We start from the raw sequence: 26,338 nt of genomic DNA on the forward strand, positions 1-26,338 counted from the left end.
GACGTCCGGGCCGGGTAAGGCACGGCGGTGAGCTCACCACTGTCCTGAGTCCTGGATCGGCACGGTCACCTCAGGCGCCTCAGAGCGTCTCAGAGCGTGGTCTTCTGCGGAGTGGTCACCACCACGACCGTGGGCCTGCCCGACTCCACCGCGGCCGTGAACTCCTTCTCGAGTTCCGCGGCGGTCGTGACATCGACGGTCCGGCAGCCGAACCCCCGGCCCACGGCGGCGATGTCCATCTCCGGAAGGTCCAGCCCGGGCACCCCCGGCGACGCCGGCCTGCCATCCGCCGGCGCGATCCACGTCGGGCCCCAGGATCAGGGCCGGCCGCTCACTCTCGGTGATGCGCTCGGCGAAGCGCCGCAGACGCTCGCTGTCGGGCGCGTAGGTCCGGCTGACCTCGCGCTCGACGGCGGGTCCGTCCAGGGGGTGGTTCCAGTCGTCGAGCGGGATGGAGAGGGACACCGGGCCTGCCGGCGGCTGCAAGGCCATCGCGTAGGCCCGCATGAACCGGTCTCGCACATCCTCGGCGCGGGCCGGCTCGTAGGACCACTTCACCCACGGCCTGGGCATGTTCGTCGCGTCGCGGTTGCCCAGGTAAGGCTCGCCGATCAGCAGCTCGCGATGCTGTCGGCCGGCCGTGACGATCAGCGGAGTGTGTCCGTGGTGAGCCGCGACAAGGTTGCCGATGCTGTTGCCGAGCCCGGCGGAGGAGTGCACGTTCACCAGTGCGGGACGACGAGTGGTCTGGGCGAATCCGTCCGCCATGGCGATGACGGAGGCTTCCTGAAGAGCCAGGACGTACGTGAAGTCGTCCGGGAAGTTCTGGAGGAACGTCTGCTCGGTCGACCCCGGGTTACCGAAGACGGTCGCCGGCCCCAGTGACCTCAGCAGATCGTACGTCACGCTGTGGACGGTCGCTTGCGTGCTCATGATAGGCAGTCAGCTCCCACAGCCCGGAGGGCATAACGCCCAGCCTCTGCACAGCAACGCTGCGCCGTGCGGCAAGCCTCCGGCTACTCGTCGAGGCAGCGCGTCGGACGAACAGGGGAAGCCAGGCGCTCTTCGTGTCCCCTTCCGCGTGTTCGCGGAAGGAGCCGCGCGCAAAGCGCACAGCCGTCGGACTCCTTACCTCTCCCCCGCAGCACCATGGCCGGGTGGAACGGATTCAGCGACTGAGGCCCATGCGAAGAGCGTCGAGCATGGTGTGCCGGAACTCCTCTGGGAAAACAAACACGCAGTGCCTACCGGATGGGTACGGGCTTCCGGACGCATCCGGGACACCATTCCGACCTTAGCCGCGTCATCTGGCATCCGCGACTTGGGCGGTGACCGGTGCGTCATCAGGTGGTACGGCGGCCGGCCGGGATACGTCCCTGGCAGGCTTTCGCCAGGGCCCCAGCCCTGCCTGCTCTCCGGGCCTCACCCGGGGGCGCGGCCGGGCCGCCCGTCGTCGACCGGGACGCGACCGCGCACGGGCGACGAGGTCAAGGTGCCGAGATGGATGGCGTCGCTCGATGATGCGACGGCCGGGCGGGCGCTGGTCAGGTTCCCCGACATCGTGCGCGAAGCCCGCCGCGTACTGCCCGGCGCGCGATTGCGCCGCCGGCTGTTCTGGCGCTACACACTCGTCTGGCACCGGCGCTGAACGGCCAGGCGTCAAGGCCCCAGCAGACAAGGAAAGTTACGCACCGCGCACCGCTGGACTGCCGATCCGGCGCTCTGCCCGGGCCACCGGGCCGGCAGCGGGTGCCGATTGGGTCGTAGGCAAAGACGTTGCCCTGCGTCACCACGGTCGGGGATGATCACGGCCGTGACCATAGTCTTCGCCGTCATCACCGGCGCTCTCTTCGCCTGGCTGGGCGCAATACTCCTGGGCCCCGCACACCTCAAGAGGTGGGTCCGCGACCGGTTCGTCCCGGAAGAGTACGGGCTCGTGCCCCGGGAGGAGCTGGACCCGAGGCGGGCCGGACCACCCTTGCCCGCCTCTGCGTACCAGGAAATGCAGGCCGTCGCGGACGCGGCCTGGGACGGCGACTGGCGGCCTGCGGCCGCGTATGTGGAGGCCGCGGGACACGACTGGGACGAGCGGTGGTCCCGGATGGAGTTCCTACAGGAGATCGCCGACGAAGCGGACGCCTGGGTGGACAGCTGGCGGCGGAGCCGGCCGGAGAACTGCGACGCCGCCACCCTCCACGCCCAGTTGCTGCTGCACCGTGCGTGGGCGATCCGCGGTGCCGAATACGCGCACAAGGTTCCGGCCGAGCGGATGAGGCAGTTCAGTGAGCTGCTCCCTGCCTCGATCACCGCCGCGAAGCAGGCAGCCGAACTCGATCCGCTGAACCCCGGTCCGTGGGTCGTCATGGTCACCGCAGCCCGTGGAGTGCAGTACTCCGGCGCCCAGTTCCGGCCGCTGTGGGACGGGCTCGTCGCGCGTGCCCCGCACCACTACGCCGGGCACTGGCAGGCCTTGCAGTACTGGTGCGCGAAGTGGTTCGGCTCAGACGCACTGATGCTGGAATTCGCCGAGCGCGCCGTGGGGAACGCCCCGAGCGGCAGCCCGCTCGCCGCTATGCATCTGCACGCGCTGGACGAGCTCGGGAAGCGCTCCTCGGCCCTGCCCTCGTCCCGCCAGGCCAAGGAACTGCTCGAAACCGTGGCCCGCTCCCTGAACCAGGTGCCCGAGGACGACCGACGCCTGGCCCGGCTGCGCCACAAGCTGGCGTTCCACCTCGGCAAAGCCGGTCTCCACGAGGCGGCATTGGACCAGTTCCGCCGCATCGGCCCCTGGTGCGGCGCGGCGCCCTGGGACGAGGAGGGAGATCCTGTCGCCGCGTTCGACCTCGCCCGGGGCATCGCCGCCAAGAAGGCCGGAACGAACCGGCCGACGACGTCCCGTGGCTAGAAGCGCCGGCCACGGCAACTGCCCAGCGGCATGAGCCAGGTCTTCATGATCCCGTAAGACCGCGTTCGCCCCGGCGCATGGGATCAACTCGCAGCCTGGTATGCGGCTAACCTTCGGTGGTACCAGCACGCCGGGGGGTCAACAGCCATCCCGGTCGACCCGAACTCATACACCGAGGGCGCGTTGCGTGAGAACGAGATGTCCATATTCGGCGTCTCCGCGGAAGAGGAGGAGCTTTACCGGCACTTCCTGCGTAATCCGGACACCACGATCGAAGACCTCCGTAAGCTCGGCGACGAGGGTCGGGATCCGGGGCGTTGTCTGGAGAGGCTGCGTCATCTCGGGCTCATCCATCCCACGGGAGCCGGCGGGCGCATCACTCCCGCCGATCCCGAGGTCGCCGTGGCCCGGCTCACCGACGCCCGGCTGCACGCGCTGCTGCAGGAGTTGCAGCGGGTCACCCACTCCCGGCACGTCGTGCAAGGGCTGCGCGCGGAGCAGGGGGCGTGGATGGCACCGCAGGGCATCGAGCAGTTGCACGGTCTGGAGGAGATACGCAACCGGATCGAGGACCTGGCCTTCTTCGCGCGCGAAGAGATTCTGTCCGTCGAGCCGTACACCAGGCTCTCGCCCGAGAACATCGAGCGGTCACGGCCGCTGGATCTGCGATGTCTCAGAAGAGGGGTGCGGATACGCAACGTTGTGCTGCGCGCGGCGCTCGACCACACAGCGACGGCAAGCTATATGCGCGAACTCGTCTCCGAGGGGGCGGTGATCAGAGTGGCCGAGAACATCTCGGAGCGGATTCTGGTCTATGACGGCGAGACCGCTCTCGTGCCGGTCGACCCTCAGAACACCTCACGCGGGGCGCTTCTGGCCCGCAGCAACGGACTTGTCTCGAACATCATCGCCCTGTTCGAGAAGATCTGGACGCAGGCCGAGGAATTCCCCACCACGGCGGACGTCGACGACGAGCAGCAGGGACTGACCGGCACCGAGCGGCGGGTTCTGGTGTCGATGTGCTCGGTGGGCAAGGACGAGGTCGGGGCACGGGATCTTGGCGTCTCCGTACGGACCTACCGGCGCCATGTCGCCGACATCATGCAGAAGCTGGGTGCGGCCAACAGGGCTCACGCGGCGCTGCTCGCCCGCGAGCGTGGCTGGGTGTGAACCGTTTTCCGGGTGTCGCGGCCACGGTCCTCGCAGGCTGTCAGGCGTGGTCGCGGGACCAGCCGCGCAGCGCCGAGTCCGCGAGGACCTGGGTGACGGCGTGGCTGACCGCGGTGCGGTCCGTGGTCGCGTCGAGTCCGATCCGCAGGCGGATGCGGTCGGCGGCGACTTCGGGGATGCAGGACCAGTGGCCCGGGAGGAGACCCAGCAGCCGGATCACGGTGGTCTCCCCCGCCGGGGCGGACCGGTCGTCGCGGACCGCGACGACGTCGACGTAGTCCACCGGGCTGGTCGTCATCATGTTTTTCCCTTCGTGTCACTCGGCGCCTGCAGTACGCGCAGTGTGGCAGCGGCCATGGCGGTGATACCGGCCGGGAGGGCGTTTCGCACGTCGGGGGCGAACTCCGGTGAGTGGTTGGGCGGTAGGGGCGTGGTGCCGTCCTTTGCCGCCCGCCACTGCCGGACCCCGGTGGCCCCCAGTATCCAGTACGCCGTCGGCACGCCGTCTGCGGCGAAGCGGGCGAAGTCCTCCGTGGCCGTGGACCCGGGCCAGTCGGTCACACGGTGCGGTCCGAAGGCCTCCTCGTGGCTCCGCCGGGCCAGCCGGCTCACTGCCGCGTCCGAGTTCAGCACGGCCGACTGCGAGGTGACGGTGAACTCCGGTTCCTTGGGGCAGCCGGAGGCCGCACACTCCGCCCGCACGATACGTTCCACCGCAGCCACCAGCCGGTTCAGCGTCGTGTCGGAGAACGCCCGGACGGACAGGGAGAGGCGTGCCTCGTCGGGGATCACATTGGGCCGGTCACCGGCGTGCAGCGAGCCGACGGTGAGCACGACCTGTTCGGTCGGAGAGGTCTCCCGCGACACCAGCGTCTGCAGCCTCAGGACCACGGCCGCGGCGGTCACCACGGGGTCGACGGCCAGGTGCGGGGCACCCGCGTGACCGCCTCGGCCGTGGATGGCCACGTCCAGCGCGACGCTGCCGGACATCACGGGCCCTCGCCCGTGTGCCACCGTGCCCGCGGGCAGCGGAGCGCAGTGCTGGGCCAGGACCGCGTCCGGTGTGCCGAAGCGCTCGTAGAGGCCGTCCGCCAGCATGGCGTCGGCTCCGGTGAGGGTCTCCTCCGCGGGCTGGCCGACCAGGATCACGGTGCCGTGCCAGGTGTCGCGGCTCTGGGCGAGGAGCGTGAGGGCGCCGGAGGCCGCAGCCGTGTGGAGGTCGTGACCGCACGCGTGCATGACCCCGGCGGTGGTGCTGGCGTAGGGCAGGCCGGTGCGTTCGGTCACGGGCAGGGCGTCGAGTTCGGTGCGGACCATGACCGTGGGGCCCGGCCCGTTGCGCAGCACGCCCACCACGCCGTGGCCGCCCACGCCGCGGGTGACCGTACAGCCGTCCTGCTCGAGCCGCCCGGCCAGGACGGCTGCGGTGCGGGCTTCGGCGCCCGACAGTTCGGGATGGGCGTGCAGGTCGAGATAGAGCCCCAGCGCGGATCGCAGTACGTCGCGTGGAATGTCGGTTTCGGTCATCGGCGCCTCAATGCCTCTTCCTGTTGGCTGCAGGGGGCGGTGAAGGTGTCGCCGGCCAGCGTGCAGGACCGGTGCGACAGACCTTCGGCGCCCGACTGACAGCAGATGTCAGCGGGGTGTCAGTGAAAGCCGAGGTGAGGTGAGAGGACGTGCGACTGCAATGGCTCCACGAGGGAGCCCTGCCGGAACCGCCGGTGGGCCCCGGTACCCAGGGAGAAGCCATGGCCACGAAGCCCGAGCTCGCCACCCTTGCCGACGAGATCCTGGAACTGGAGTCGGAGACCTTCGAGATCTCGGACTACTCCGACGCCGCCGAGGTCGTCCTGGCCGGTTCGACGTCCTGCTCGTCGACCTCGACCTGCTCCAGCACCACCAGCACCACCTCCTGCAGCGCCTGATACCCCAGGACGTCCGGACATCCGGACCGCATCCCCTTGTGCGTCCCCGTCGCACAAGGGGATCTTCCGCGTCCCGGCCAGGGCCGATGCGCGCAGGTTCACGGGAACGGGTGCGGAACGGCCTTGATCCCGGACTCGGGCAGGACACTCTCGCGCCGTCCCGCATCCCGCAGTGCGGTCCGCAGCCGTGGCATCAGCAGGGCCCGCTGCCGTGACCAGCCGAAGTCCAGCGGCAGGATGCCGGGAACGGTCGTGCTGACCGTGTACAGCCCCATCCGCTGCTGCTCCGGCGTCGTCTGGTCCACCGCGACGACGTCGTACCCCGCGCCCACCAGCCGGTCCCGCAGGAACCGCAGATCGTCCAGCAGGTCCTCGGTCCGCGGGCGGACGTCCGCCCAGTCGCCGAAGGTTTCGTCGAGCGGCAGCACAGTCGACGGCTCGAGGAACTCCCGCGCGTGCACGGCCATCTCCGGCAGTCCGAAGAGCTGGGCGTGGTCCTTGAGGTGCCGCACCCTGGTGTAGTCCCGTGCCATCGCCTGCAGCTCGCCATGGCGTTCGGCGACCTGGTAGGGAAGGTGCGGGATGTAGGTGAGGACCTCGGAGAGGGCCGATTCGACGGTCTCCTCCGGGTCGAAGCCGGCCGCGGCGCTGAACGAGAGCGTTCCCGGCCCGCCGTCGCGGCGCACGGCGAGCGCGGTGACCACCGGTACGGCGAGGTCCATCCGGGTGTCGAAGGCATGGACGTCGTAGCCGTGCAGCGCGGCCCGGTCGATCATGGCCCGGATCGCTGTGCGGCAGGTGCTCAGATCGATCTCGGTCGGCCGCGCCCGGCCGTACCAGGTCAGCAGGAACGCGTCCCGTTCGATCAGTTCGAGCAGGGCGAAGAGGATCGCCTCCACGGGACTGCCGCCGGTCGCACAGCCGTTGGAGCATTCGAAGACGAAGTTGTCCGCCTCCACTCCCGCGCTGTAGTGCGCGAGCCGCGCCGGGACGAGCAACGGGCGGTCGTCGCGCAGCGAGTGGCCCCATACCCAGGGGATCTCCCTGGCCGGGTCGAACGGGCTGACCAGGGGGTCCTGCTCGTAGGTCTCGGGCGCGTAGAAGCCGCACTCGGCCGGGTCGAGGACGGGGACGCCGTCCGCGACGAGTGTGTCGTAGGAGGCGGTGACCGGGGTGGTGCCGCGGCGGCGGTGCGTTCCGGCGTAGCGTTCCAGGCCCTCCAGGTGGGCGAGGGTGCGGCTCGTGGCGTAGCTGTTGGCCTGCCCGCTCCAGGTGACGTCGTTGAGGCCGGCGTAGCCGCGGACGAAGTTCGTGCCGGCGACCGGCGCGGTGGTGGTGGACGACGGGTTGATCCAGGTGCTGGATCCCAGCGCCCCGCAGACGGGGTTGGCCAGCGCCATCTCCGGCAGGGCGTACGAGCCGATCGGCCGCAGCCGGTAGCTGCCGGGAGCCGGCTTGGGTGAGGGGCGTAGCCGCATGTGCGCGGCCTCGGCGGTCTCCGGGATGTCCGACACGCAGGAGGGGCACAGCGGTTCGGGCAGCAGGGGGAAGGTCGCGGTCGCCAGGGTCGTGAGGTCGACGCGGGTGACCTGCGGCAGTGCGCGATCGGCCGCGCCGGTGGCCGGTGGCGTGTGGTGCCCGGTGAGGACCGCCTGGTAGACGGACCAGACGGCTTCCACGGTGTAGGGCGTCAGCAGCGGCCATGGAGCGGCGCCGTGCGGCTCGCCGCCCAGCTCGAGGGCCTCGCGCTCCGAGCGGCTGCGCAGCCGCTGCCAGCGCATGGCGAGACACTGCCCGCAGGCCGCGTCGTCGCCGCCCCATGGTCCGACCAGCACCGCCCGGGCGGTGAGCTGGACGTTTGCCGAGGGCCGCAGGGTGGCATACGGATCCGGGCGGCCGAAGCCGAGGACGTCGGCCGCTCCCAGCGGGACGACGAGCGGCACGGGCACGTCGGTGCGGCCGAGTGCCGCATGGCGCGCGGCCAGTTCGTCCTGGAGCAGCGTGCGGCCCTGTTCCAGGGGCGCGTCGGCGCGGGCGGCAGGCGTGGGGACGGCGGTCGTCACGACTGGTCGCTCCAGCGGAACGTCTTGAGGGCGATCGCCCCGAAGACGACGGCGAAGGCGGCGAGCACACCGCAGTCGACGGCGATGTCACCGGTGCTGCCGCCCGTGAGCGCGGCCGAGATGCCGTCGTTGAGGTAGCTCAGGGGAAGGGCCTGGGAGAGGGTTTGCATCCAGTCCGGCATCATGTCGAGCGGGAAGAACGAGCCGGAGAGGAACGCCATCGGGATCATGAGGCAGTTGGCGACGGCCGCGACGGCTTCCGGGGTCTTGGCGTAGGAGCCGACGATCACGCCCAGCATCAGGAAGGCCGTGACGCCGAGCACCAGGACCGGCAGGGCCCACGGCCAGCTTCCGGCGACGCTCAGCCCGAAGAAGGGCAGCATCGCGACGGCGACGAACATGACGGTCTGGACGGCGCCGATGGTGACGGCGAGGACGTAGCGGGACGCGAGCACCGCGGAGACGGGCGTCGGTGTCATCCGGATGAGGCGCAGGATGTCGTCGCGCCGCCATTGCATGAGGACGAAGGCGACGCCGAAGACAGCGGCGTTGCCGACGCCCCAGGAGAGGACGCCGGGTGCGATGTAGTTGATGTACGGCTTGCCGCTCTCCTCGACGTTCTGGCCATGGAAGATCAGGCCGAAGACGATCAGGAAGAGGAGCGGGAAGGCGAAGGTGAAGAAGAGCGTGGTCTTGTCCCGGGTGTAGGCCCGGTATCCGGCCTGGCTCAGCGCGGCATAGGCGCTCATGGTCGCAAGTCTCCGTAGGTGCGAAGGGGGCGGGGCGTGGTGGGGGTTGCGGCGTACGGCCCGGGGCTACGTCTTCGGTTCGGCCGCTCCGGTCAGTTCGAGGTAGACGTCCTCGAGGCTCGCGGTGCGGGTCTGGACGCCCTGCAGCCCCGCGATGGCGTCCACGGCGGCCAGGACGTGGCCGGCGTCCACGGTCTCCAGGACGATCGTGTCGCCGTCCAGCGTGGCGTGGTCGACGCCCTGGATGGCGCGGGCCGCCTCCAGGGTGAGCCGCTCGGCCGGTACCACCAGGCGGGTGGTGGGACTGCCCTGGGCGATCAGCCGGCCGGGGCTGTCCAGGGCGGCGATCCGGCCGTCGACGAGGATGGCCACCCGGTCGCAGAGCGCCTCGGCCTCGTCGAGGTGGTGGGTGGTGTAGATGATCGTGCGGCCTTCTCCCTTGAGGTCGCGCAGCACCTGCCACAGGGCCCTGCGCGCCTGCGGGTCCAGTGCGGCGGTCGGCTCGTCCAGGAAGATCAGCTCGGGTCGGTGGACGAGTGCGGAGGCGATGGCCAGGCGCTGACGCTGGCCGCCGGAGAGATCGTCGACACGGATGTCGCCCTGCTCGGTCAGGCCCACCGAGGCGAGGGCGCGCTCGGCAGCCGCGTGGTCCGTGCGGTAGAGGGCGGCCATGGTGCGCAGGTGCTCACGGGCGGTGAGGCGCACGAAGAACGCGGACGACTGGGTCTGGACGCCTATCTGCGGCAGCAGCGCGGGATTGCGCGGCCAGGGGCTGTGACCGAGGACGGAGACCGTGCCCGAGTCGGCCTGGCGCTGGCCCTCCATGATCTCGACGAGTGTGGTCTTTCCGGCGCCGTTGGGGCCCAGCAGGCCGAAGAACTCCCCGCGCGGGACGGTGAGGGAGACACCGTCGACGGCCTGGATCCTGCCGTAGCGCTTGTGCACGTCGTCGAGGGCGACGGCCGGGCCGTCCTGCGGGCCGGGGGTGGGGGGCATGGAACTCTCCTTCAGTGCGTACAAGGTCGGTGCGGTTCGGGCTTCACGGACTGCGGACTGCGGACTGCGCTCGGCGGTCGGCCGGGAGCGCCTGCTCATCGGGCTGCGGTCAGGAAGTGGTGGACAAGGAGCACGGCGGCTGTTGCCAGCGCGCCCAGAACCAGCAGCGCGCCGAGTCCGTAGGCGATGTAGGCACGGCGGGCGCGCGCCGGGTAACCGGTCGCGGCCTGGTCGCGCCGGACGGCGAGCCGTACGTACGTGCCGGTGGAAGCGGCGAGTTCGGTGGCCCCGAGCAGCTGGCCGGCGATCTTGTAGCCGTCGAGCGGAGGCAGCGGGATCAGCATGGTGAATGCCTGCACGCTGCCCAGGAGGAGGAGCGCGCCCAGCGCCTGGTGGGTGGCCGGGTCGAGCGGACCCAGCGACCACACCGCGAAGAACGGCAGCAGGAACAGCAGGTTCATCACGGCGCCCGCCCCGGCGGTGGCGATCCGGCCCCATCGGCCGTGCAGATGCAGGAAGTTGTCGACGGTGCAGTACATGATCACCACGGGCAGCCGCCAGCGCAGCCCGATCTCCGCCACCCGTCCACCGTAGTGCCGGGCCACCACGCCGTGGGCCAGTTCGTGCAGGGCGGTGCTCAGCCACAGCAGCGTGGCAACAGCCATCAGAAGTGCCGGATCGGTGAACAGGTCCGCGGTGGCGTCCAGCAGCCGGCCGAGGCGCAGCAGCAGGTTCACCTCCATGACGGCCACCAGCGTCAGCAACGGCAGCACCGTCCAGGGCGACAACAGGAAGCGGGTTGCCCGGTGCAGCCGGGCCGCTGTCGTGTCCGCGTCGGCGACCAGCCGGATGCTGCCGCGCAGGAGGCCGCGCGCGGGTGCCTCCGGCTGCGGGCTCTGCGGCTGCGGGTGCCCCGGGACCGTCGTCGGCCCGCCTCGCAGCAGCCCGCGCGCACCGAGCATCGCGAGGATCGGCTGCCAGTTCGCGTCCGCCAGGCGCCGCCCGAAGTGTTCCGCGTACTGCGCTCCCAGCTCCTCCAGAGTGCGAGTTCCGTCCATGCGGGAGATCAGGAAGTGCTCCTTGGTCCCGACCTTGAACGACTGCCCGCTCTCCGTGTTCTTGATCAGGTGAACGATGTCGGGGCCGTGCAGCAGCGGTTCGCTGATCAGCACGCCGGCACGGAGTTCGGGACGGTAGTGGGCCGGAATGGCGGAGGCGGTCACGGCATCTTCCCGGGCAGCGTTTCGTGCGGCGTTCCGGGCACCGCTCCGGGCAGCGTTCCGCGCAGCGCGCGGCCGAGTGCGTGGGCCAGATACGCCTCGTCCCTGATGGTGACGTGCAGCCTGTTGTTGGTCATGTGCATGTAGGGAGACAGCAGCAGGGGAAGCGCGACGGCCGGGTCGGTGACATGTTCGTCCCGCTCACCGTCCCAGGAGCGGAAGACGAGGTCGCCGTCGGTCGCCAGCTTCTCGGCGCGTCCACGCAGTTCGGCGCAGTGCTCGGCCCAACCGGCCAAGAACGCGGGCAGTCGGCCCGGCTCGCCGTCGCCGACGGCGGTGCGGATGCGGGCGAAGTGGGCCGCGAGACGAGGCGCCATGGCGGCGTAGTTGCGGTCGTACTCCTCGCTGCCGATGAAGCCGGTGCCGGGGAAGGCCCGGTGCCAGAACTCGTAGTAGCTGTCGAGGTAGTCGGCCAGCTCCGAGTCCCCGGGCAGGAAGGTGCCGGACATGACCATCATCAGCTGCGCAGAGGTACCGAGCAGGACCGTGCGCAGGTGGAGGTTCTTCGTGCGGAAGGCGTCGATGACGAGGTCGCTGGAGCGGCGGAAGTGCCACTCGGCAAGCTCGATCCCGGCGGGGCCGCCGTACTTTCCGTACTCCGGCTCGTACGGTTCGGCGCTGCGGGAGTTGTTGGGACGCAGCCGCATGCGGCCCTGGTCGTCCGTGTAGTGGCCGCGCTCGGCGCCCGGGAACTCGATCTCGAAGAGGGTGTTGTAGAAGTCGTTGAGGAATCCGGAGTCGACCTCGTAGAGCGCGGGCCGCTGGGCGAGGAAGGCGTCGACCGCCTCCTCGGTGCGACGCCTCACCTCGGCCTCGGCCTGGGGTGAGGACGGCTTGAGCCTCAGCCGGACGTGGGGCCCCTCCAGCCAGTAGTTGATGAAGAAGTAGCCCGCGATCAGCCCCTCGGCCTCCAACTGCTCCACGAGCGGTCGGACGCACTGGAGGAGCATGGGACGCGGATTGGCGGCGTAGAAGATGTGGGTGGCCTGCCAGGCCCCGGCGGTACCGGTAACGGTTGTGGGCGCGGGTGCGGGTGCGGGTGCGGGTGCGGGTGCGACGGTGGTGTCGGAGCCCGAAGCGGCACCCTCGGTGCCTTCGGTGTGGGCGTCGGCGGCGGTGGCGGTCATCCTCGGCTCTTCCGTCGGGTGGGGACAGCGGTCTCCACGGCCAGTTCGGCGACATGGCGGCCCCGCTCGGACATCACATGAAGGGCGTCCTCGTCGGGCAGCATCTCGCGGAGGACCACGCGGGCCTCCGCGGTCTTCAGCAGCCCTTCGAACGCCGTCAGCGACAGGGGGCTGTCGAAGTCCAGGTACTGCGGTTTGGCGCTGGTGGCGCCGCGCGATCCGCTGTCGGAGACCGTCGCGAAGACCCGGTCCGGCAGCCGGTGTGCGCGCCGGAACGCGTGCCAGCCGAGGAACCAGTCCTCGTCCGCCACTCCGGGTGACTGCAGCGGAAGCACGGCCGCGGGCGCGCTCCAGCTGCGCCGGCTCAGCACGACACTGCCGTGGCGCACCCGCGGCCTGCGGGTGACCCCCGTTGAGGGCTCGCTCTCCGGGACACCGCCCCACACGTTCAGCGGAGCCATCGAGGTGGGCGAGAGCAGCAGCAGTGTGCGGGGCAGTTCGGGCAACGCCAGCGGCACCAGATAGCCGAGATAGACCGGGACCACCTGGCGGCCCAGCCGCTTCGACCGCAGGACGAGCAGGTCCGCCTGCTCGTCGTGAGCGATGTACAGGTCGTCCAGGTGCAGGCTGAACTCCTCGGGGAGCGTGGCCGTCTCGCCCGGACAGACGATCTCGTACTCGGTCAGCCTCCCGTGCAGATTGAGGTTGCTGGTGACCGGCCCGCCGGTGATCTCGGCGAGCACGGCACCGTCCGGGCAGAGGTCCGTGGCGCGGCGCAGCAGCCGCTCCTCGAGTCCGTCGAAGCAGTGGGCGAATCTGCTGAACGGGAACGACACACCGCCGTACGAGCGGTTGAGGACGACCAGTGGGTCACCGCTGCCGGCGACGGCGAGCTGGACGTGGTGGCTCATCGGGGCGAACGGCCCGGTCACCGTGGCCAGTTCGTCGGACACGTCGGACAGGAAGGTGTCGTCGAGGACGATCTCCTCGCCGTCCTGTCCGGCCTCCCACAGTGCGCGCATCCGTGTCACGAAGGTCTGGCGGGCGGCATCGAGCGCCTTGAGCTGGGGCAGGCCCAGCCAGTTCTCCTCCGGCACGTACTCTCCCGCCGAGTCGAAGGCGGTACGCCGGGCGGTGAAGGAGATGTACTGGTCGAAGAAGTCCTCGTGGAAGTCGTGCACCAGCTTCAGCAGGTCGTCGCAGCGCCCGCCCTGGCCGTACCGGGCGAGGAAGAAGCCCTTGAACGTGATGCGCTGGGGCAGGGTGAGGTCGAACGCGGGCAGGATCCGCTCCACCGCGGAGAGCGGGCCGGCCGCCGACCGCGTCCATGTGTCCAGGGCCAGTTCGCCCCCGCGGCCGGCGGCCGCATCCTCGTACAGCACCGTCTGCGGCACCCTGCCGCGTTCGGCGCCCAGTTCCTCCTGGATGGTGCGCAGGTCGTCCCGCAGCCGCGTGAGCAGCCGGCGCCGGCCGGCCGGGTCCGCGTCCGAGAAGCTGTCCACGCAGGCGAGCGGCGCGCCGAGGCGGTCGGCCAGTTCCGCGGCCCACGGACGGCCGAGTTCACGCAGCGATCGCTGGAAGGCGCGCAGCGGATCGACGTCGTGGACGCCGGTGCGCAGGCTGGGCACCTGGACCATGCCGAGGTCCAGCAGCGCACGCAGATACTGCTCGGCCTCGCCGGGCGGAGCGCCGCGGTCCGCGGCGAGCCAGTCGGACAGCTCGCCGTAGCGGAGGCTGCCGCGCTGTTCGAACAGTCCGATCAGCCGCTCCAGGGTGCCGCTGCGACGCAGGAAGAACAGCCGGTCCTTGACCGCGTCGAAGGTGACGGCGGTGTCGTCGTCGCCGGTGGTGATCCAGCGGCGCACATAGCGCACCCGGTCGTCGTCGCGGCCCCATCCGGGTGCGAGCGCCACCGGCAGGTCCGCCCGGCGGGCCGGGTCGGCGACGACGGCCTGGGCGAGGCGGTCGAGCGCGGTCACGTTGAGGCGGGCACGGCTCGTCCAGTGCTCGTCGATCCGCAGCTCCAGCCCGCCGCCGGCGCCGGTGCCGGTGCCAGCGCCGGTGCCGTAGGCACCACAGGTGCCGTCGGCGTCGCCCGACTCACCCGACTCGCCCGACTCACCCGACTCACCGAAACGGTCCGTGAACTCGCCGGGCATCACTCCGGTGAAGGTGCTGAACGGGCTGGTCTTGCAGGCGGTGCGGTACAGATACGACAGGAGCGAACGCTCGATCTTCCGCTGCTTCTTGGTGAGCACCCGGGCCGGCTGCTCGGCGAGCTCCCGCAGATAGCGGTCGAGCTGCGCGTCCAGCGTGGGGGACGCGAGCAGCAGGCCCTTGCGCAGCCGCTCCTCCCCCGCCAGACGGCCCAGCGCGGCGCGACTGCGACCAATCTCGGCCGCCAGCAGTGCGGCGCCTTCCGCGCGGAGCGCCGCGAGTGCGCGCCGGTCGGTCAGCCACCGCTCGAGCGCGCCACCGGCGGCCGCGTCCAGCGCGGCAACCTGGGTGACGGCGGCGTCCACGTCCCGCGGCAGCCGGTTGTTGAACACCTCGCGGCGCAGTTTCAGCAGTATCCGCCGGGACGCCTCGTCCTCGTTGCGGCCGATCAGACCGTGCAGCAGATCGCCGACGGCCTCGCCGGCGGCACGCAGCCGCTCGGACTCGCGCAGTACGTCGTCCGCCCAGCGGCGGCTGTCGGGACAGCGCAGCTCTCGCACGGTGTCGACGGGCAGCCCGGCGACGCGGAGCATGAACGGCATCGTGGTCCTCCCCCTTCCGGTACCCATCGGTCAGGCGATCTCGTACCGGAAGTCGGCGGGGGCGGGCCGTTCATTGCCCACCATCATGATCAGCAGCGGGGCCTCGCCCGTCTCCCCCAGGCCGAGTTCCTCGATGTAGGAGACGTTGTCGAACCCGAGGGCCACACCGCAGCCCAGCTGCAGGGCGGAGGCGGCGGTGTACAGGCTCTGCGAGATCGCTCCGATGGTCGCGTTGACCAGCCGGTAGCCACGGTCGCCGACGGCGTCGAGCACGGCGGTGGTGCGGATCGTGGGCACGAGGACCGCCGCGGCCTGCTCCAGGTTGTAGTTGGCCAGGAAGTAGTTCTTCTGCAGGAACTCTCCCGGCGGGCCCGCCTTGACCAGCCGGAGGGTGTGCGTCGCCGGATCGTAGGCGTAGACACCGGCAGCCACGCCGTCGACATGGCTGACGAACGCGTAGAGCGCCGCCAGTCGGCTCGTGCCGGCGTCCCCGCCGAGCGCGGCACCCCTCGCCGCTGCCGACAGGCACGACGCCAACTGTGCGGCGTCCATGGGGCGTTGGGCGTCGAAGCGGCCGAAGCTGCTGCGGCGCCCGCGCAGCGCGGTGCGCACATCGGTGTCCAGCGGCCGTGGGGCGGGAAGCGCCACGGCCGGCCTGCCCGCCCTGGCGGCGGGGGCCGCCGCCGGGGCGAGCGCGTCGAGGGCGGGCCGCTCGGCGGCCCGCTCCGACGTGACGGCCTGCATCCTCGTCACAGCGTCGAAGGTGAGGACGGTGCGCGAACGCTCGACGTCGCGGCGGCGGACCTCCGCCGGCCCCGTCACGGGAACGGGCCCGGGCGCGGGCAGGGCCACGCCGCCCTTCCAGCGCAGCGGTACGACCGCGAACACGCCCTCCTCCTCGGTGCGCAGGCCGAGCAGCCGGGCCAGCCGCTCCTCGTCGAACCACATCAGCGGCTCGACCGACAGACCCTGCGCCCGTGCCCACATCCGCCAGGTCTGTACCGCGGTCCCCACGTCCATGGTCACGGCGTGGAACGAGAAGGAGTTGTACTTGAAGGCGTTCTGCCAGTACTTGATGCCCAGCACCAGGAACTGGTCGGTGTCCGCGCCCGGGGCGCCGCCGCCGAGCGCCTCACGTACCTCACCGGAGACGTCCCCGGTGAGCAGCCTCTGCATCGCGTGGTGCCGGGTCGCGTAGTAGTGCACCCCGGGCGGTACGGGTCCGCTCGGGCCGCAGACCCAGTAGACGCTGACCGGGTAGAGGCCGCCGCCGGAGGCGGTGCCCCGCGACCAGTTGGCCAGCGGATAGAACGGCAGTGCGTCGAGGTCGGTGTTGGCCTGCACCCCGAGCCGGCGGCCGGTGAGGCCGTAGGAGTCCCGCAGCATCCCTGACAGGGTCACCAGGTCGAACGCCCGCTCCGGGGCGTCAGCTCCGGGCCCCGCCAGCCCACGGTCCAGCGTCGCATCGGCCGGGTAGTCGCACGCGGGCAGCGGCAGGGCGTCCGCGCCCGGGTAGAACTTGGTCTTGCGCGGGCCGTCGGCCCAGTTGGGGACGAAGTCCGCCGGGGGCATCGGGACCCGGCCCCGCTGCATGATCGCAGCGGCGTAGTCATGGGCGTACCCCATGGTCTGCTCCTTGTCCGTGCGGTGCCGGGCCGGGCCCGGTCAGGGGAAGGGATGGGGTGCGGGGTTGAGGTCGGCAGGGACGAGGTCGCGCTCCCGCAGCCCGGCTTCCCGCAGTGCGGTGCGCAGCCGGGGCATTCCGAGGGCCCGCTGGCGCGTCCAGCCGAAGTCGATCGGCAGCAGCCCCGGCACCAGCACGCTGACGGTCCGCAGGCCCATCTCCCGCTGCTCGGGCATGGTCTGGTCGACGACGATCACGTCGAATCCGGCGCCGGTGACGGTGTCGACGCAGCGGGCGAGGTCGTCGCGCAGATCGTCCGAGACGGGCGGCACCGAACCGTTGCCGTAGAGGGCGGCCATCGAGTGGAGAGGCCGGCGGGGCTCGCCGGGCTCACCGATCAGGAAGTGGGCGTGCCGGCCCATCTCCGGGACTCCGTATGCGAGGGGATGGTCGTGCAGCGCCGCCACCCGGGAGAAGTCCTCCGCCATCGCGCGCAGCCGCTGCTCGTCGCGCTCGGTGCGGCCCTGGAGGTTGACCGCGTCGGTGGCGATCTCGCACAGCGCCCCGGCCAGGGCGGCCTCGGGGTCGAGTCCGGCTCCGGCGCCGAAGCACATCCGGCCCAGACCGCCGTCGTGGCGGACCGCGACGGCGGTGACGACCGGGATGGGGAAGGAGATGCGGGTGTCGAAGAACCGTGCCTCGTAGCCGTACATCGCGAGCCTGTCGACCATGTGGCGGGTCGCGGGCCGGCTGCTGGTGCCCGGGGCGATCTCCGGGAGCCGGGCCTGCCCGTACCAGGTGAGCAGGAAGGCGTCCCGCTCGACGACCTCCATCAGGCCGAAGTAGACGGCTTCCTCCAGGCAGCCGCCGGAGGCACAGCCGTTGGAGCTCTCCTGGACGAACCGGTTCTCCAGGCCGGGCGCGTGGTAGTACGTCAGCACCTCGGGCACCAGGACCGGCCGTGCGTCGCGCAGCGACCAGCCCCACACCCAGGGGACGGCGCGGTCGGGGGTGAAGGGCTTCACGTGCGGGTTGGCGCGGTGGAAGGCGTCGGAGTACAGCCCGCACTCCCGTGGATCGAGCGCGTGCTCGCCACGCGCCCGCAGCCCGTGCAGTGAGTCGCGGACCTCGGCGCGTTTGGCACGCGAGCGCATGCCGGCATACCGCTCCAGTCCCTCCAGTACGCCGATCCGCAGGCTGTCGCCGAAGGTGTCGGCGTGACCGCCCCAGAACGTCTCGCGCAGATAGGTGCCGGACCGCATGGAGAAGCACCCGATGGTGGCGGAGGTGGACGTGGAGGACACGTCAAGGACCACCGACGGGCCGAGCGAGCCGCACACGGGGTTGGCGAATGCCTCGACGGACAGGTCGTAGTCGTCGATGTCGCGGATGCGGAAGCTGCCCGGCCCGGTCTTCGGCGCGGGGTGCAGGGTCAGCGCGGCCGTTTCGGCCGTGTCCCGCTCGGGTTCGGCACAGCGCGGGCACTCCGGATCGGGTACCAGCGGATAGTGGCGGACCGTCAGGGATCGCAGGTCCACGAGGTGTACGGGCGGGAAGCTGCCGGTGTCCGGCCCGCCGCTGGAGGTGAGGGCGGCGATCAGTGCGGCCAGCGCGTCCGCCGTGAACGGCGTGATGTACGGGGACGTGCCCGCCTCCTTGGTGCCGGAGCCGAGTTCCAGTGCCTCACGCAGCGCGATGGACCGCACGGCCTGCCAGCGGCGCTCCAGGCAGCGCACGCATGGGCGGCGGCCGTTGCGGCCGCCACCGGGGAGGGGCCCGACGACGGCGTGGTGCCCGTAGATCCGCACGGGTACGGGTCCGGCGGCGTCCGGGACCGCTGCTGCTCCGGCGCGCGCATCCGCGACGGTGGGTTCGACGGTGGCGGGGGTCGTCTGCGGTGTCTCGGCCGCGAAAGCGTTGTGCGCGCCCAGGGCGGCGACGTCGAGGGGCGTGTCAAGCGCGTGCAGGGCGAGGGTGCGGTGGAGCATCGCGGTCAGCTCCTGGCAGGACCGCTCCCGGACGGGTGTGGACTCGGTGGACTCGGTGGGCTCAGCGGGCATCGGTGCCGTTCCCGTGGCCGGCGGTGAGCAGGATCCGCGCAGTGTGGATGCCGCCTGCGGGCAGGTCGGCGGGGGTCGTGGCGACGTGCAGCACGTCCCGCCCCGAGGTACGCAGGCGATTCAGCACCGCGTCGAACGTCGTTCCGGGCGCATCTGCCGCAACGGGTGCGCCGGTCACGACGATCGTGCCCGCGGCCAGGTCGGTGACCAGCGGGTCGCCCGTGTCGATCTCCCCTTCGGCGTCCTCGTCGGTGTCCTCGGCGGCGAGCTGCACCTGGCCCAGCAGGTCCCGTAGTGCGGCGCACGCCGCCTGGCGGCGGTTCAGGCCCGCGGCCACCGCCCAGCGGGCGCTGCCCCCGGCACCGCTCTGTCGTGCCAGGACCACCTCGGCGGAGGAACGCGCGCCCTCACCGAGGTCCAGCAGCTCCGCCTCGATGCCGAGATTGACCGCGGACTTGAGCAGGAAGACCAGCTCCGGGTCCTGGTCCCGGTCCTCGCCCGGGGTGACCGGCGCGACCGGTGTGCTGCCCCGCACCGCTCGCAACAGCGCGTCGTGCGCCAGCGCCGACAGCAGTCCGCGTCCCGCCGCCTCCTGGGCGCTGCTGCCCGCGCCCGCACCGGCGGAACTCGCGAGGACCACCCGGTCGCGGTTGTACGGACCGAACGGGCGCACCGCTGCCGCCGGCACCCTGACCTGCTCCTTGGACAGCAGCGAGGTGGCGGCGACCCAGGCGGTGACATCGGCGGCGGTGCCGGTGCCGCTGCCTGTGGTGAGCACCTCCGGCCCGATGGCGGGCAGTTCCTGCGCGTGCGCAGTACCGCGCCGCACCGGCACCACGTGTTCGACGTAGGTCTCGGCCGCCGCGTACATGGCCCGCATCCGTGCCCCGGCGAGATGGTGCACGTCGAACGCGGCGACAGTGCGGCGCACGCCGTTGCCGACGGCGACCTGGATGCGGCTGACCTTCAGCGGGGTCTGCGTGAGGGGTTCGTCGTCGAAGCGGCTGAAGACGCCGGCGAACGGACGGACCAGGGCGTTGCTGATGCGGTTGAGCTCGTCGACGACCGCCTCCGCCTCGCGGGCGGTCTCCACCGTCGCGGTCTCGGGGACCGCGAGCGCGCCGGGAGCCTCGGGCAGGGGCTCGGCCGGCGCGTGGGCGGCGCAAAGCGTACAGCGCGGGTGGGGCTGCACCGGCTCGGCGACGACGTCGAGCGACTGGAGGTTCTGCACGAGGATCTGACGGTCCGTCTCGGCCGGCAGGGCTCCGGTGGCGATGCGGAAGGTCTCGTAACCGAGCAGATTGCCCACCATGGCGGCGACGGGGCCGAACAGCGGGCCCTGTCCGAGCGGTCCGGCGTCGGCCGTGGCACCCGCCACCTCGCTCCACACGCCGGCCGCGGCGCCCGCGTCATGGTTGCCGCCCAGCCGCAGCACGGCGCACGACCAGCAGCCGGCCGAGCCGGCGGTGCTCAGCGGCCCGACCACGGCCAGCTCGCCGAAGGTCCACACCGGGATGAGGGTCTTCCCGCCGGGCACGCCCTCCCGCAGCAGCCGGTGGACACGTGCAGCGGCGCCGGCGCCGGTCACCAGCACCGCGTCGTACTCCTCCAGGGCCGGCCAGCCGGCGTCGAGCGCCACGGCCTCGATCCGTACCGGGCAGCCGTCCTCGGCGGCCTCGGCGGCCTCCGCCGCCACCTGGGCGACATCACCGGCCACGGCGATCCGCGCGCAGCCGTTGCGCACCAGGCTCAGCGCGCACCAGCGGGCCACCGCGTCGTCGCCGAGCACCGCGACAGCCGTCTCACGAAAGCGCCCGAAGCGCTGCGGAGCCTGGTCGGTGTAGTGGTCGACATAGGCGATCTGGGCGGCGAACCGGCGGGCCACGGCCTTGTCCCTGCCGCCCTCCGGGTCGTCGTCGCTCTCCGGTATGTCCCGAGCGAAGCCCCGCTCGTAGAGCGTCTTGACCAGCTCGGCCGCCATGGTCTGCTGCTGCGGGCTGAAACCGGCGCAGATCTCGGCCAGGCGGTGCAGGCCGGTCAGGTGGGGCACCATCAGCGACGCGAAACGGTAGGCCGTACGGCCTGTCAGGTGGAAGCCGCCGTCGGCGTTGTGGAAGATCACTCCTCCCGGGGTCCGGGTGAAGAGCACATCGCGGCGGATACGGGGCCGTGTTGTGGCAAGAGAGTCGAACACCGGTCTCGCGTCGTCTGCTTCGATGACATCGGCAGCCATGACCTCACACCTTCTGCGTGGGAGAGTTTCGTCGCGGGTCTCTTCTGCGCGCGTAGACGCGCAGCAGTTCATGCGTCCGGTAAGGGCCCGGAGGTCCTTCTTCGAGCAGGCCGGCGTCGGCCAGCCGCTCCAGTACGTCCTCGGTCTCGCCGACGGGCAGCCCGAGCAGCGCCGAGCAGTCCGTGGCGTGGAACTTCTCCTGGCCGAGCCGGCCGACGTGCAAGAACGCCTCGGCCGCCTGCGGACCGAGCCGGTCGAGCGCCGAAGCGAGCACATGGCCGACGGACAGGTGGGGCGATCCCGGCAGGGACAGCCCGGCGAGCGGGTCTTCGCCGAGCCACGCCGCGCAGTCCGCCAGCGACAGCGCCGGACGCGTCAGCAGCCGCGCCGTCACAATGCGCAGGGCGAGCGGATAGTGGCCGCAGGCCTCGGCCAGCTGCCGGGCCGCTTCCGGTTCGGCGGCCACCCGGTCGGCGCCGAGCGTCGCCTGCAGCAACTCCAGGGACTCCTCCTCGTCGAGCGGCGCAAGCCGTTGCACCCAGCCGCCGTGGGTGGCGATCAGACCGGCGAGACCCATCCGGCTGGTCACGACGGTCGCGACGTCCGGTCGTATGTGCAGCAGGGGCCGGACCTGGTCCGGGTCCACGACGTCGTCGAGCACGAGCAGCGCCCGGCCTTCCGGTTCCGAGTCCCGCAGCGCGGCCGTCACCGCTCCGGCCGCCTCGGCCGCGGTGCGCGGCGTCCCGTCCGGGCGAACCATGCTCACGAACAGCCGTCCGGCGGGAAAGCTGTCGCGCACCAGATGGGCCACATGCTGGGCGAGCGCCGACTTCCCGATGCCCGGCGCCCCGGACACCAGCACCGTCACCGGCTCGGGGCCGCCCTGTTCCACAAGTCGCGCGGCGATCGCCGCGGCCTCGGCGGCCCGGCCGGTGAACGACGGCACCACCGGCACCGCAGTGACGAACGACGTCTCGGCGAAAGGCGCCTCGGGCGCCGCGACCGTGTGCCCGGTGCGGCCCGGGTCGGCCGTACTGCCAGGCCGGCCGGCCACAACGGAGGGGCCGCTGTGATGTGTCGTGCCGGCAGTCCCCACAGCCGTCCGATCGGCGTCCGCCGTGGGAGCGGCCATCAGTTCACCGCGGACCACGGCCGCACCTGCGAGGGCCGGCCGGAGGGAGACGGTGCGTTCCTGCCGTTCACCGGGCCTGCGGCCCAGGTCTTCCCCGCGCAGGATCGCCAGCTCCAGCTCCCGTAGCGCGGGAGAGGGGTCGACGCCCAGCTCGGAGCGCAGATACTCCTTCACCTTCCGGTACTCGGCCAGCGCCTCGGTCTGCCGCCCGGTCCGGTAGAGCGCCTCGATCAGCTGCTCGCGGAAGCGCTCATGGCCGGGGTAGGCGCGGGTGGCGCTCCACAGCTCGACCAACGCGTCACCGGAAAAGCCCAGTTCGAGCTGCAGGTCGCACACGCGCTCCACGCTCCGCAGCCGCTCCTCGGCGAGCCTCGGCACCTCGTCGCGCTGCAGCACGTCGGACCGGACATTCGCCAGCAGCGGCCCCTGCCACAGGGTGAGCGCCTCCTTCAGCGTGTAGAGCTCCTTGTCCCGGTCGTGAGCGGCCCCGGCAGCGAACCGCACCCGCTCCCGGAAGTCGATCAGATCAAGGGCGTTCGGCCCGGCGGTGATGCGGTAGCCGCCGGGCACGGCCTCGATCGGTGTCTCGGTGACGCCGTGCTTGACGAACAGCCGGCGCAGGCGGAGCACACAGGTCTGCAGAGCCGCTCTGGCGGTGGCCGGCTGCTCCTCGCCCCACATGGCCCGCTGAAGGTATTCGACGGAGACCACGGTGTTGGAGTGGAGGAGGAGCGAGGCCAGCAGGATGGTGGGTTTCGAGGGGGGCAGGACCACGGTGCTCGGACCGTCACAGATGCTCAGCGGTCCGAGAAGCAGAAACCGCATCGCCCTTCGCCTAGTCCCAGCCGTTGACTTGCTTGCACAGGGCGAGCACCGGCTCGGGCAGCACGATCCCCTGCCGCGCCGCGGCCTCCACGCCTCTGCAGAACGCCTGCGCCGCTTCCTCCACGGGACCATGGCCGCCGGTGTCGTGCTGGGACGCGACCTGCGGCGCCGGGGATCCGGGAGCGGGGCTCGCGGTGGCAACACCGGCGGACATGAAGAGCGTTGTGGCCGCAACACCCAGTGCAAGAACGACACGCACACCGCGGGCACGCTTGTTCGCAAGTGACATCAGGTACACGTCTGCTCCCTGTGGCTCACGTGATGAGGGATTTCCGCCAGGTGCGACCTTGCCAGGACCCGGGCGGCCACAGCGGCCGGGAAGTTGTCAGCATGATGCACCGGCCGCTGCAGCTTCGTGTCACCGCAGCAAGACGCGCGTAGCTGGACCACTGGAGGTGCGCACGCGCATCCTCCTCGGAACGTGACCACCGAGCCTCGCCGTATGCTGCAGACCGTCTGCGGACTGATGGAAGGGCCAGCACACGGTGGGCGATTCGTTCTTGCCGGTCTGCGACGACCAGCCGCACAGCGTCGTTCCGACTGCCCCTTGCCCCCCGGGGCATCGAGGTCGAGAAGATACTCCACAGCCAGACAGGGATGAGTTCGTGGCGCTGCAAGGCCCTCTTCGGACAACTTCCCGTGCCCGTCCTCGAGAACGCGTCGGAAGAAGACGCCAACGCCATGGTCACCGAACTCCGTGAAGCAGGTGCACATGCCGAAGTAAGGCAGTAGGGTCCGGCACCGTCCTCGCCACGACAACCATCATTCACGGCGCCCTCACCGGTCAGTTGGTGGCGGACCGGACGTTCGCACCATGACGTTCGCACCGCGGGCGCAGATACGGGCGCGCCTCCTACGGGCGGATCACAGGTAGTCGAAGAACCGGGTCCACCAGGTTGCCCCCTCGCTGTACTCGCCCAGAGGCGTCACCCCGTCGTAGGGGCGGCACATGGCACGTTCCGGGATCAGCACGTAGCCGAGGGAAACCACCGCGGCCTCGGCCGTACGGCGGTCGGCACGAGTCAGGGCGCCTTGCGCCTCTGCCTCGTCCAGGTCCAGGTAGCTGCCGGGGTTCTCCGCGGCGACGACGGCGAAGGCACCGAAGTTGCTCAGCCGGAACGTGATCCGCTTTCCGGCGGCGGTCATCTCAGCCGGGACGACGACATCCCCGTGAAAGCTCGCGTCCTGAACAGCGGTGTCGACCGCGCAGCGGCAGTCGAAACCGCTCTCCAACCGCTCGACCAGAGCATGGACACGTGCGAGGGCCCGACGGTGGTCGAAGCCGTCAGGAAATTCCAGGTGATCGGGGCCTGCCGTCCGGTCGACCGCACGCAGCACCGCTTCGATGTCCGTCTCTGTCACCACGAGTGTGTACTGTCGCACACACCCTCCTCGGCGGTGGCTCCCGCAGGAAGGCGCGGCACCAGGTGGAGACAAGGCGCCCTCGCGGTCGACGACCAGCCGCACACCCCGGTGGCGATGCCTCCAGGCTTTCCCGGGGCCCCGGGAAAGCCTGGAGGGCCCTCGGGTCACCGCCGGAGGCAGGCTGCCTTCGCGGGCCGGCGGATCTCGTCCGCGTTGGCGCTCCTGCGGATGAGTCCTATGGTGAGAAGGGGTGCACAGGCTTTCCCACGAGTTGTTCACCAGGGGAAGGGACATGATCATGTCCGAAGCCACGCGTCACCGTCCGCTCCGGCGGACGCACGACGATGCCGCAGGCATCACGGCCACCATCAACCGGGCAGCGAACGCCGCGGGCGCTGCGGGGCGGGCCGCGGCGGGTGCCGTACGGCACCCGCAGGCCGTTGTGGACCGGTTCCGGCATCTGCCTCACGCGCTGCCACTGGTCCGGCAGGCGGTGGCCCCCATCCTGACCGGACGGGTACGCAACTGGCGTGGGGAGTACGCATACACGCTGGGTGAGCAGGCATTCGTCTACGGTCTTCCGTACATGTACAACGCCCGGCTCCGCCACCAGTGGGTGACCCAGCCCCGTGACCCGGCAACAGTGCCGTACGCCGCGGTCAACCATTTCTGGCACGCGCAGCAACTGCTGGACGCCTCGTACCAGGACGGCGGATGTCCGAACAACGACACCCTGTACTCGACCGCGTGGGTGGACCTGCGCAGCGAGCCGGTCATCCTCTCGCACCCGGACATGGGTGATCGCTACTTCTCCTTCGAGCTGATGGGCATCACCTCCGACAACTTCGACTACATAGGTCAGCGCTCCACTGGATCGAAGGCCGGTCATTTCGCGATCGTCGGTCCGGACTGGAGCGGGAGGCTTCCCGATGGTGTGCGCCGTGTCGCGACCGCGCCGAGCCCGTGGATCCTGATCCTCGGCAGGACACTGGTCGACGGCGCGGACGACGTGCCGAACGTACAGTCGCTCCAAGCCCAGTACCGGCTCACCCCGCTCAGCTTCTTCGGCCGGGACGGCGGGGCCGTTGACCAGACGCAGCTCCCGGCGAGCCGCGAGGTACTGGCGCCGGCGGACCCCGCGCAGGACCCGCTCGGCCCGTGGAAGACGCTCAACGCCATGCTCGCCGAGAACCCGCCACCGGCGCACCACGCAATCCTGCTCAAGCAGTTCGCCGAGGTCGGCATCGGTCCCGGTCTCGATGTCGAGGCCCAGCCGGAGACGGTCAAGCAGAACCTCGTCCGGGCTGCGGCTGTCGGTGTCCCGATGCTCAAACAGCAGATGCTCAGCGGCGATTGGGCACATGTGGTGAACGGTTGGCGCTATCCGCCACCGCAGATGGGCCGCTTCGGCGACGACTTCCTCAAGCGCGCCGCCGACCAGTCGCTGGCGGGCATCATGGCCAACGATCCAGACGAGGCGGTCTATCTGCTCAACTACGACGACGCGGACGGGAACAAGCTGTCGTCCGGCCGGTACACACTGCATTTCGGCGCGAGCGCGATGCCGCCCGTCGACGCCTTCTGGTCCCTGTCCGCGTACGGCGACGACATGAACCTGATCCCCAACCCGGTCGGCCGCTACTCGATCGGGGACCGCACGCCCGGACTCGTCACGGACCCCGACGGTGGTGTGACCATCCATCTGCAGTCCACATCACCGGGAGAGGACCGCGAGCCCAACTGGCTCCCCACGCCCGAAAACGGCACCTGGTTCGTGATCCTGCGCATGTACCGGCCGCACCGCGAGGTCGTGGACGCAGCGTGGGAATGCCCTCCGCTCACCCGCGTCGACTGACCCGCCCGTGCTGGACAGAGGCCTTGAGCTGGAAGATTCGGCGCGACTGCCGACTCCGGGGCGGGTGCCAGTTCCTTCCGTCAACTTCTCGGCCGTAAACGACCGAGCTTGTTGACTCGGTCTTCTACACCTTGTCGCGCTCCCGACTGCCCCCTACGACAGGGCGGTCACGGGTCGCATCTACCAGCGAAAGGAGGTGTTCAGGTCCTT

At 70.9% G+C, this 26,338-nt stretch carries 20 protein-coding genes and 1 pseudogene; 6 read left to right on the forward strand and 15 right to left on the reverse strand.

The genetic code is table 11. From position 1 onward, the window contains the following. Positions 1-33: 33 nt before the first annotated feature. Positions 34-933 carry a thiamine pyrophosphate-binding protein gene (locus ACWCP0_RS27175; RefSeq protein WP_451081395.1) on the reverse strand — a complete coding sequence of 300 codons (900 nt, stop codon included), beginning with the start codon at positions 931-933 and terminating at the stop codon, positions 34-36. 610 nt (positions 934-1,543) lie between these two features. Here ACWCP0_RS27175 and ACWCP0_RS27180 point away from each other — a divergent pair. The 3 genes and pseudogenes from ACWCP0_RS27180 to ACWCP0_RS27190 form a co-directional block, all read left to right on the forward strand. Next, positions 1,544-1,648, forward strand: a pseudogene (locus ACWCP0_RS27180) (SAM-dependent methyltransferase); the annotation flags it as partial. Between the two features lie 165 nt (positions 1,649-1,813). Further along, positions 1,814-2,905: a hypothetical protein gene (locus tag ACWCP0_RS27185; RefSeq protein ID WP_451081396.1), complete on the forward strand. Its 1,092-nt coding sequence runs from the start codon at positions 1,814-1,816 to the stop codon at positions 2,903-2,905. 198 nt (positions 2,906-3,103) lie between these two features. Then, entirely contained in the window at positions 3,104-4,075 is a 972-nt protein-coding gene (locus ACWCP0_RS27190; RefSeq protein ID WP_451081416.1) for a LuxR C-terminal-related transcriptional regulator, read from the forward strand. A 40-nt stretch (positions 4,076-4,115) separates the two neighbouring features. Here ACWCP0_RS27190 and ACWCP0_RS27195 read toward each other — a convergent pair whose 3' ends face one another. Both ACWCP0_RS27195 and ACWCP0_RS27200 read right to left on the reverse strand, forming a co-directional pair. Continuing rightward, positions 4,116-4,373 carry a hypothetical protein gene (locus tag ACWCP0_RS27195; RefSeq protein WP_451081417.1) on the reverse strand — a complete coding sequence of 86 codons (258 nt, stop codon included), beginning with the start codon at positions 4,371-4,373 and terminating at the stop codon, positions 4,116-4,118. Further along, positions 4,373-5,602, reverse strand: a complete 1,230-nt coding sequence (locus tag ACWCP0_RS27200) for an amidohydrolase (protein WP_451081397.1) — start codon at positions 5,600-5,602, stop codon at positions 4,373-4,375. Before ACWCP0_RS27200 ends, ACWCP0_RS27195 begins: the two co-directional genes overlap by 1 nt. Positions 5,603-5,823: 221 nt before the next feature. Here ACWCP0_RS27200 and ACWCP0_RS27205 point away from each other — a divergent pair, with 221 nt between their 5' ends. Then, a complete protein-coding gene (locus ACWCP0_RS27205) occupies positions 5,824-6,000 on the forward strand; it encodes a thiazolylpeptide-type bacteriocin (protein WP_351225823.1) in 177 nt (58 codons plus the stop codon). A 98-nt stretch (positions 6,001-6,098) separates the two neighbouring features. Here ACWCP0_RS27205 and ACWCP0_RS27210 read toward each other — a convergent pair whose 3' ends face one another. The 11 genes from ACWCP0_RS27210 to ACWCP0_RS27260 all read right to left on the reverse strand — a co-directional run bounded on the left by ACWCP0_RS27210 (position 6,099) and on the right by ACWCP0_RS27260 (position 23,062). Then, entirely contained in the window at positions 6,099-8,063 is a 1,965-nt protein-coding gene (locus tag ACWCP0_RS27210; RefSeq protein WP_451081398.1) for a TOMM precursor leader peptide-binding protein, read from the reverse strand. Beyond that, positions 8,060-8,812, reverse strand: coding sequence for an ABC transporter permease (locus ACWCP0_RS27215; RefSeq protein ID WP_451081399.1), 753 nt, complete (start codon positions 8,810-8,812; stop codon positions 8,060-8,062). Before ACWCP0_RS27215 ends, ACWCP0_RS27210 begins: the two co-directional genes overlap by 4 nt. Before the next feature lie 66 nt (positions 8,813-8,878). Continuing rightward, positions 8,879-9,808, reverse strand: coding sequence for an ABC transporter ATP-binding protein (locus ACWCP0_RS27220; protein ID WP_451081400.1), 930 nt, complete (start codon positions 9,806-9,808; stop codon positions 8,879-8,881). Between the two features lie 95 nt (positions 9,809-9,903). Next, a complete protein-coding gene (locus ACWCP0_RS27225; RefSeq protein WP_451081401.1) occupies positions 9,904-11,031 on the reverse strand; it encodes a M50 family metallopeptidase in 1,128 nt (375 codons plus the stop codon). Then, complete coding sequence (locus ACWCP0_RS27230) at positions 11,028-12,038, reverse strand: lantibiotic dehydratase C-terminal domain-containing protein (RefSeq protein ID WP_451081418.1); 1,011 nt, start codon at positions 12,036-12,038, stop codon at positions 11,028-11,030. Before ACWCP0_RS27230 ends, ACWCP0_RS27225 begins: the two co-directional genes overlap by 4 nt. Before the next feature lie 173 nt (positions 12,039-12,211). Next, complete coding sequence (locus ACWCP0_RS27235) at positions 12,212-14,965, reverse strand: lantibiotic dehydratase (RefSeq protein WP_451081419.1); 2,754 nt, start codon at positions 14,963-14,965, stop codon at positions 12,212-12,214. 39 nt (positions 14,966-15,004) lie between these two features. Then, positions 15,005-16,600: a SagB family peptide dehydrogenase gene (locus ACWCP0_RS27240; protein WP_451081402.1), complete on the reverse strand. Its 1,596-nt coding sequence runs from the start codon at positions 16,598-16,600 to the stop codon at positions 15,005-15,007. Positions 16,601-16,639: 39 nt separating this feature from the next. After that, the gene (locus ACWCP0_RS27245) at positions 16,640-18,658 is read right to left on the reverse strand and encodes a TOMM precursor leader peptide-binding protein (protein ID WP_451081403.1); all 2,019 of its coding nucleotides are present in this window, start codon (positions 18,656-18,658) and stop codon (positions 16,640-16,642) included. After that, the gene (locus ACWCP0_RS27250; RefSeq protein ID WP_451081404.1) at positions 18,648-20,891 is read right to left on the reverse strand and encodes a TOMM precursor leader peptide-binding protein; all 2,244 of its coding nucleotides are present in this window, start codon (positions 20,889-20,891) and stop codon (positions 18,648-18,650) included. The genes ACWCP0_RS27245 and ACWCP0_RS27250 overlap by 11 nt, the downstream gene beginning before the upstream one ends. 4 nt (positions 20,892-20,895) lie before the next feature. Beyond that, positions 20,896-22,848, reverse strand: a complete 1,953-nt coding sequence (locus ACWCP0_RS27255) for a BTAD domain-containing putative transcriptional regulator (protein WP_451081405.1) — start codon at positions 22,846-22,848, stop codon at positions 20,896-20,898. A 10-nt stretch (positions 22,849-22,858) separates the two neighbouring features. Beyond that, positions 22,859-23,062, reverse strand: coding sequence for a hypothetical protein (locus ACWCP0_RS27260; RefSeq protein WP_451081406.1), 204 nt, complete (start codon positions 23,060-23,062; stop codon positions 22,859-22,861). A 443-nt stretch (positions 23,063-23,505) separates the two neighbouring features. Between ACWCP0_RS27260 and ACWCP0_RS27265 the strand changes: the two genes are divergently transcribed. Next, positions 23,506-23,640: a hypothetical protein gene (locus ACWCP0_RS27265; protein ID WP_451081407.1), complete on the forward strand. Its 135-nt coding sequence runs from the start codon at positions 23,506-23,508 to the stop codon at positions 23,638-23,640. Between the two features lie 132 nt (positions 23,641-23,772). On the opposite strand, the gene ACWCP0_RS27270 is transcribed toward ACWCP0_RS27265, so the two are convergent. Next, positions 23,773-24,291, reverse strand: a complete 519-nt coding sequence (locus ACWCP0_RS27270) for a hypothetical protein (RefSeq protein WP_451081408.1) — start codon at positions 24,289-24,291, stop codon at positions 23,773-23,775. Positions 24,292-24,571: 280 nt separating this feature from the next. Here ACWCP0_RS27270 and ACWCP0_RS27275 point away from each other — a divergent pair, with 280 nt between their 5' ends. After that, positions 24,572-26,128 (forward strand): DUF1254 domain-containing protein, encoded by a 1,557-nt coding sequence (locus ACWCP0_RS27275; protein WP_451081409.1) that lies wholly within the window; start codon positions 24,572-24,574, stop codon positions 26,126-26,128. Positions 26,129-26,338 lie beyond the last annotated feature (210 nt).

The sequence above is a fragment of the Streptomyces sp. NPDC001970 genome, assembly GCF_053594115.1.

What these genes read in the sequence shown, in the direction of transcription:
- ACWCP0_RS27175 (WP_451081395.1), bottom strand. Translation starts at nt 933, where the DNA reads ATGAGCACGCAAGCGACCGTCCACAGCGTGACGTACGATCTGCTGAGG.
- ACWCP0_RS27190 (WP_451081416.1), top strand. Translation starts at nt 3,104, where the DNA reads ATGTCCATATTCGGCGTCTCCGCGGAAGAGGAGGAGCTTTACCGGCAC.
- ACWCP0_RS27195 (WP_451081417.1), bottom strand. Translation starts at nt 4,373, where the DNA reads ATGACGACCAGCCCGGTGGACTACGTCGACGTCGTCGCGGTCCGCGAC.
- ACWCP0_RS27200 (WP_451081397.1), bottom strand. Translation starts at nt 5,602, where the DNA reads ATGACCGAAACCGACATTCCACGCGACGTACTGCGATCCGCGCTGGGG.
- ACWCP0_RS27205 (WP_351225823.1), top strand. Translation starts at nt 5,824, where the DNA reads ATGGCCACGAAGCCCGAGCTCGCCACCCTTGCCGACGAGATCCTGGAA.
- ACWCP0_RS27215 (WP_451081399.1), bottom strand. Translation starts at nt 8,812, where the DNA reads ATGAGCGCCTATGCCGCGCTGAGCCAGGCCGGATACCGGGCCTACACC.
- ACWCP0_RS27220 (WP_451081400.1), bottom strand. Translation starts at nt 9,808, where the DNA reads ATGCCCCCCACCCCCGGCCCGCAGGACGGCCCGGCCGTCGCCCTCGAC.
- ACWCP0_RS27230 (WP_451081418.1), bottom strand. Translation starts at nt 12,038, where the DNA reads ATGCTCCTCCAGTGCGTCCGACCGCTCGTGGAGCAGTTGGAGGCCGAG.
- ACWCP0_RS27235 (WP_451081419.1), bottom strand. Translation starts at nt 14,965, where the DNA reads ATGCTCCGCGTCGCCGGGCTGCCCGTCGACACCGTGCGAGAGCTGCGC.
- ACWCP0_RS27240 (WP_451081402.1), bottom strand. Translation starts at nt 16,600, where the DNA reads ATGGGGTACGCCCATGACTACGCCGCTGCGATCATGCAGCGGGGCCGG.
- ACWCP0_RS27245 (WP_451081403.1), bottom strand. Translation starts at nt 18,658, where the DNA reads ATGCCCGCTGAGCCCACCGAGTCCACCGAGTCCACACCCGTCCGGGAG.
- ACWCP0_RS27250 (WP_451081404.1), bottom strand. Translation starts at nt 20,891, where the DNA reads ATGGCTGCCGATGTCATCGAAGCAGACGACGCGAGACCGGTGTTCGAC.
- ACWCP0_RS27255 (WP_451081405.1), bottom strand. Translation starts at nt 22,848, where the DNA reads ATGCGGTTTCTGCTTCTCGGACCGCTGAGCATCTGTGACGGTCCGAGC.
- ACWCP0_RS27260 (WP_451081406.1), bottom strand. Translation starts at nt 23,062, where the DNA reads ATGTCCGCCGGTGTTGCCACCGCGAGCCCCGCTCCCGGATCCCCGGCG.
- ACWCP0_RS27265 (WP_451081407.1), top strand. Translation starts at nt 23,506, where the DNA reads ATGAGTTCGTGGCGCTGCAAGGCCCTCTTCGGACAACTTCCCGTGCCC.
- ACWCP0_RS27275 (WP_451081409.1), top strand. Translation starts at nt 24,572, where the DNA reads ATGTCCGAAGCCACGCGTCACCGTCCGCTCCGGCGGACGCACGACGAT.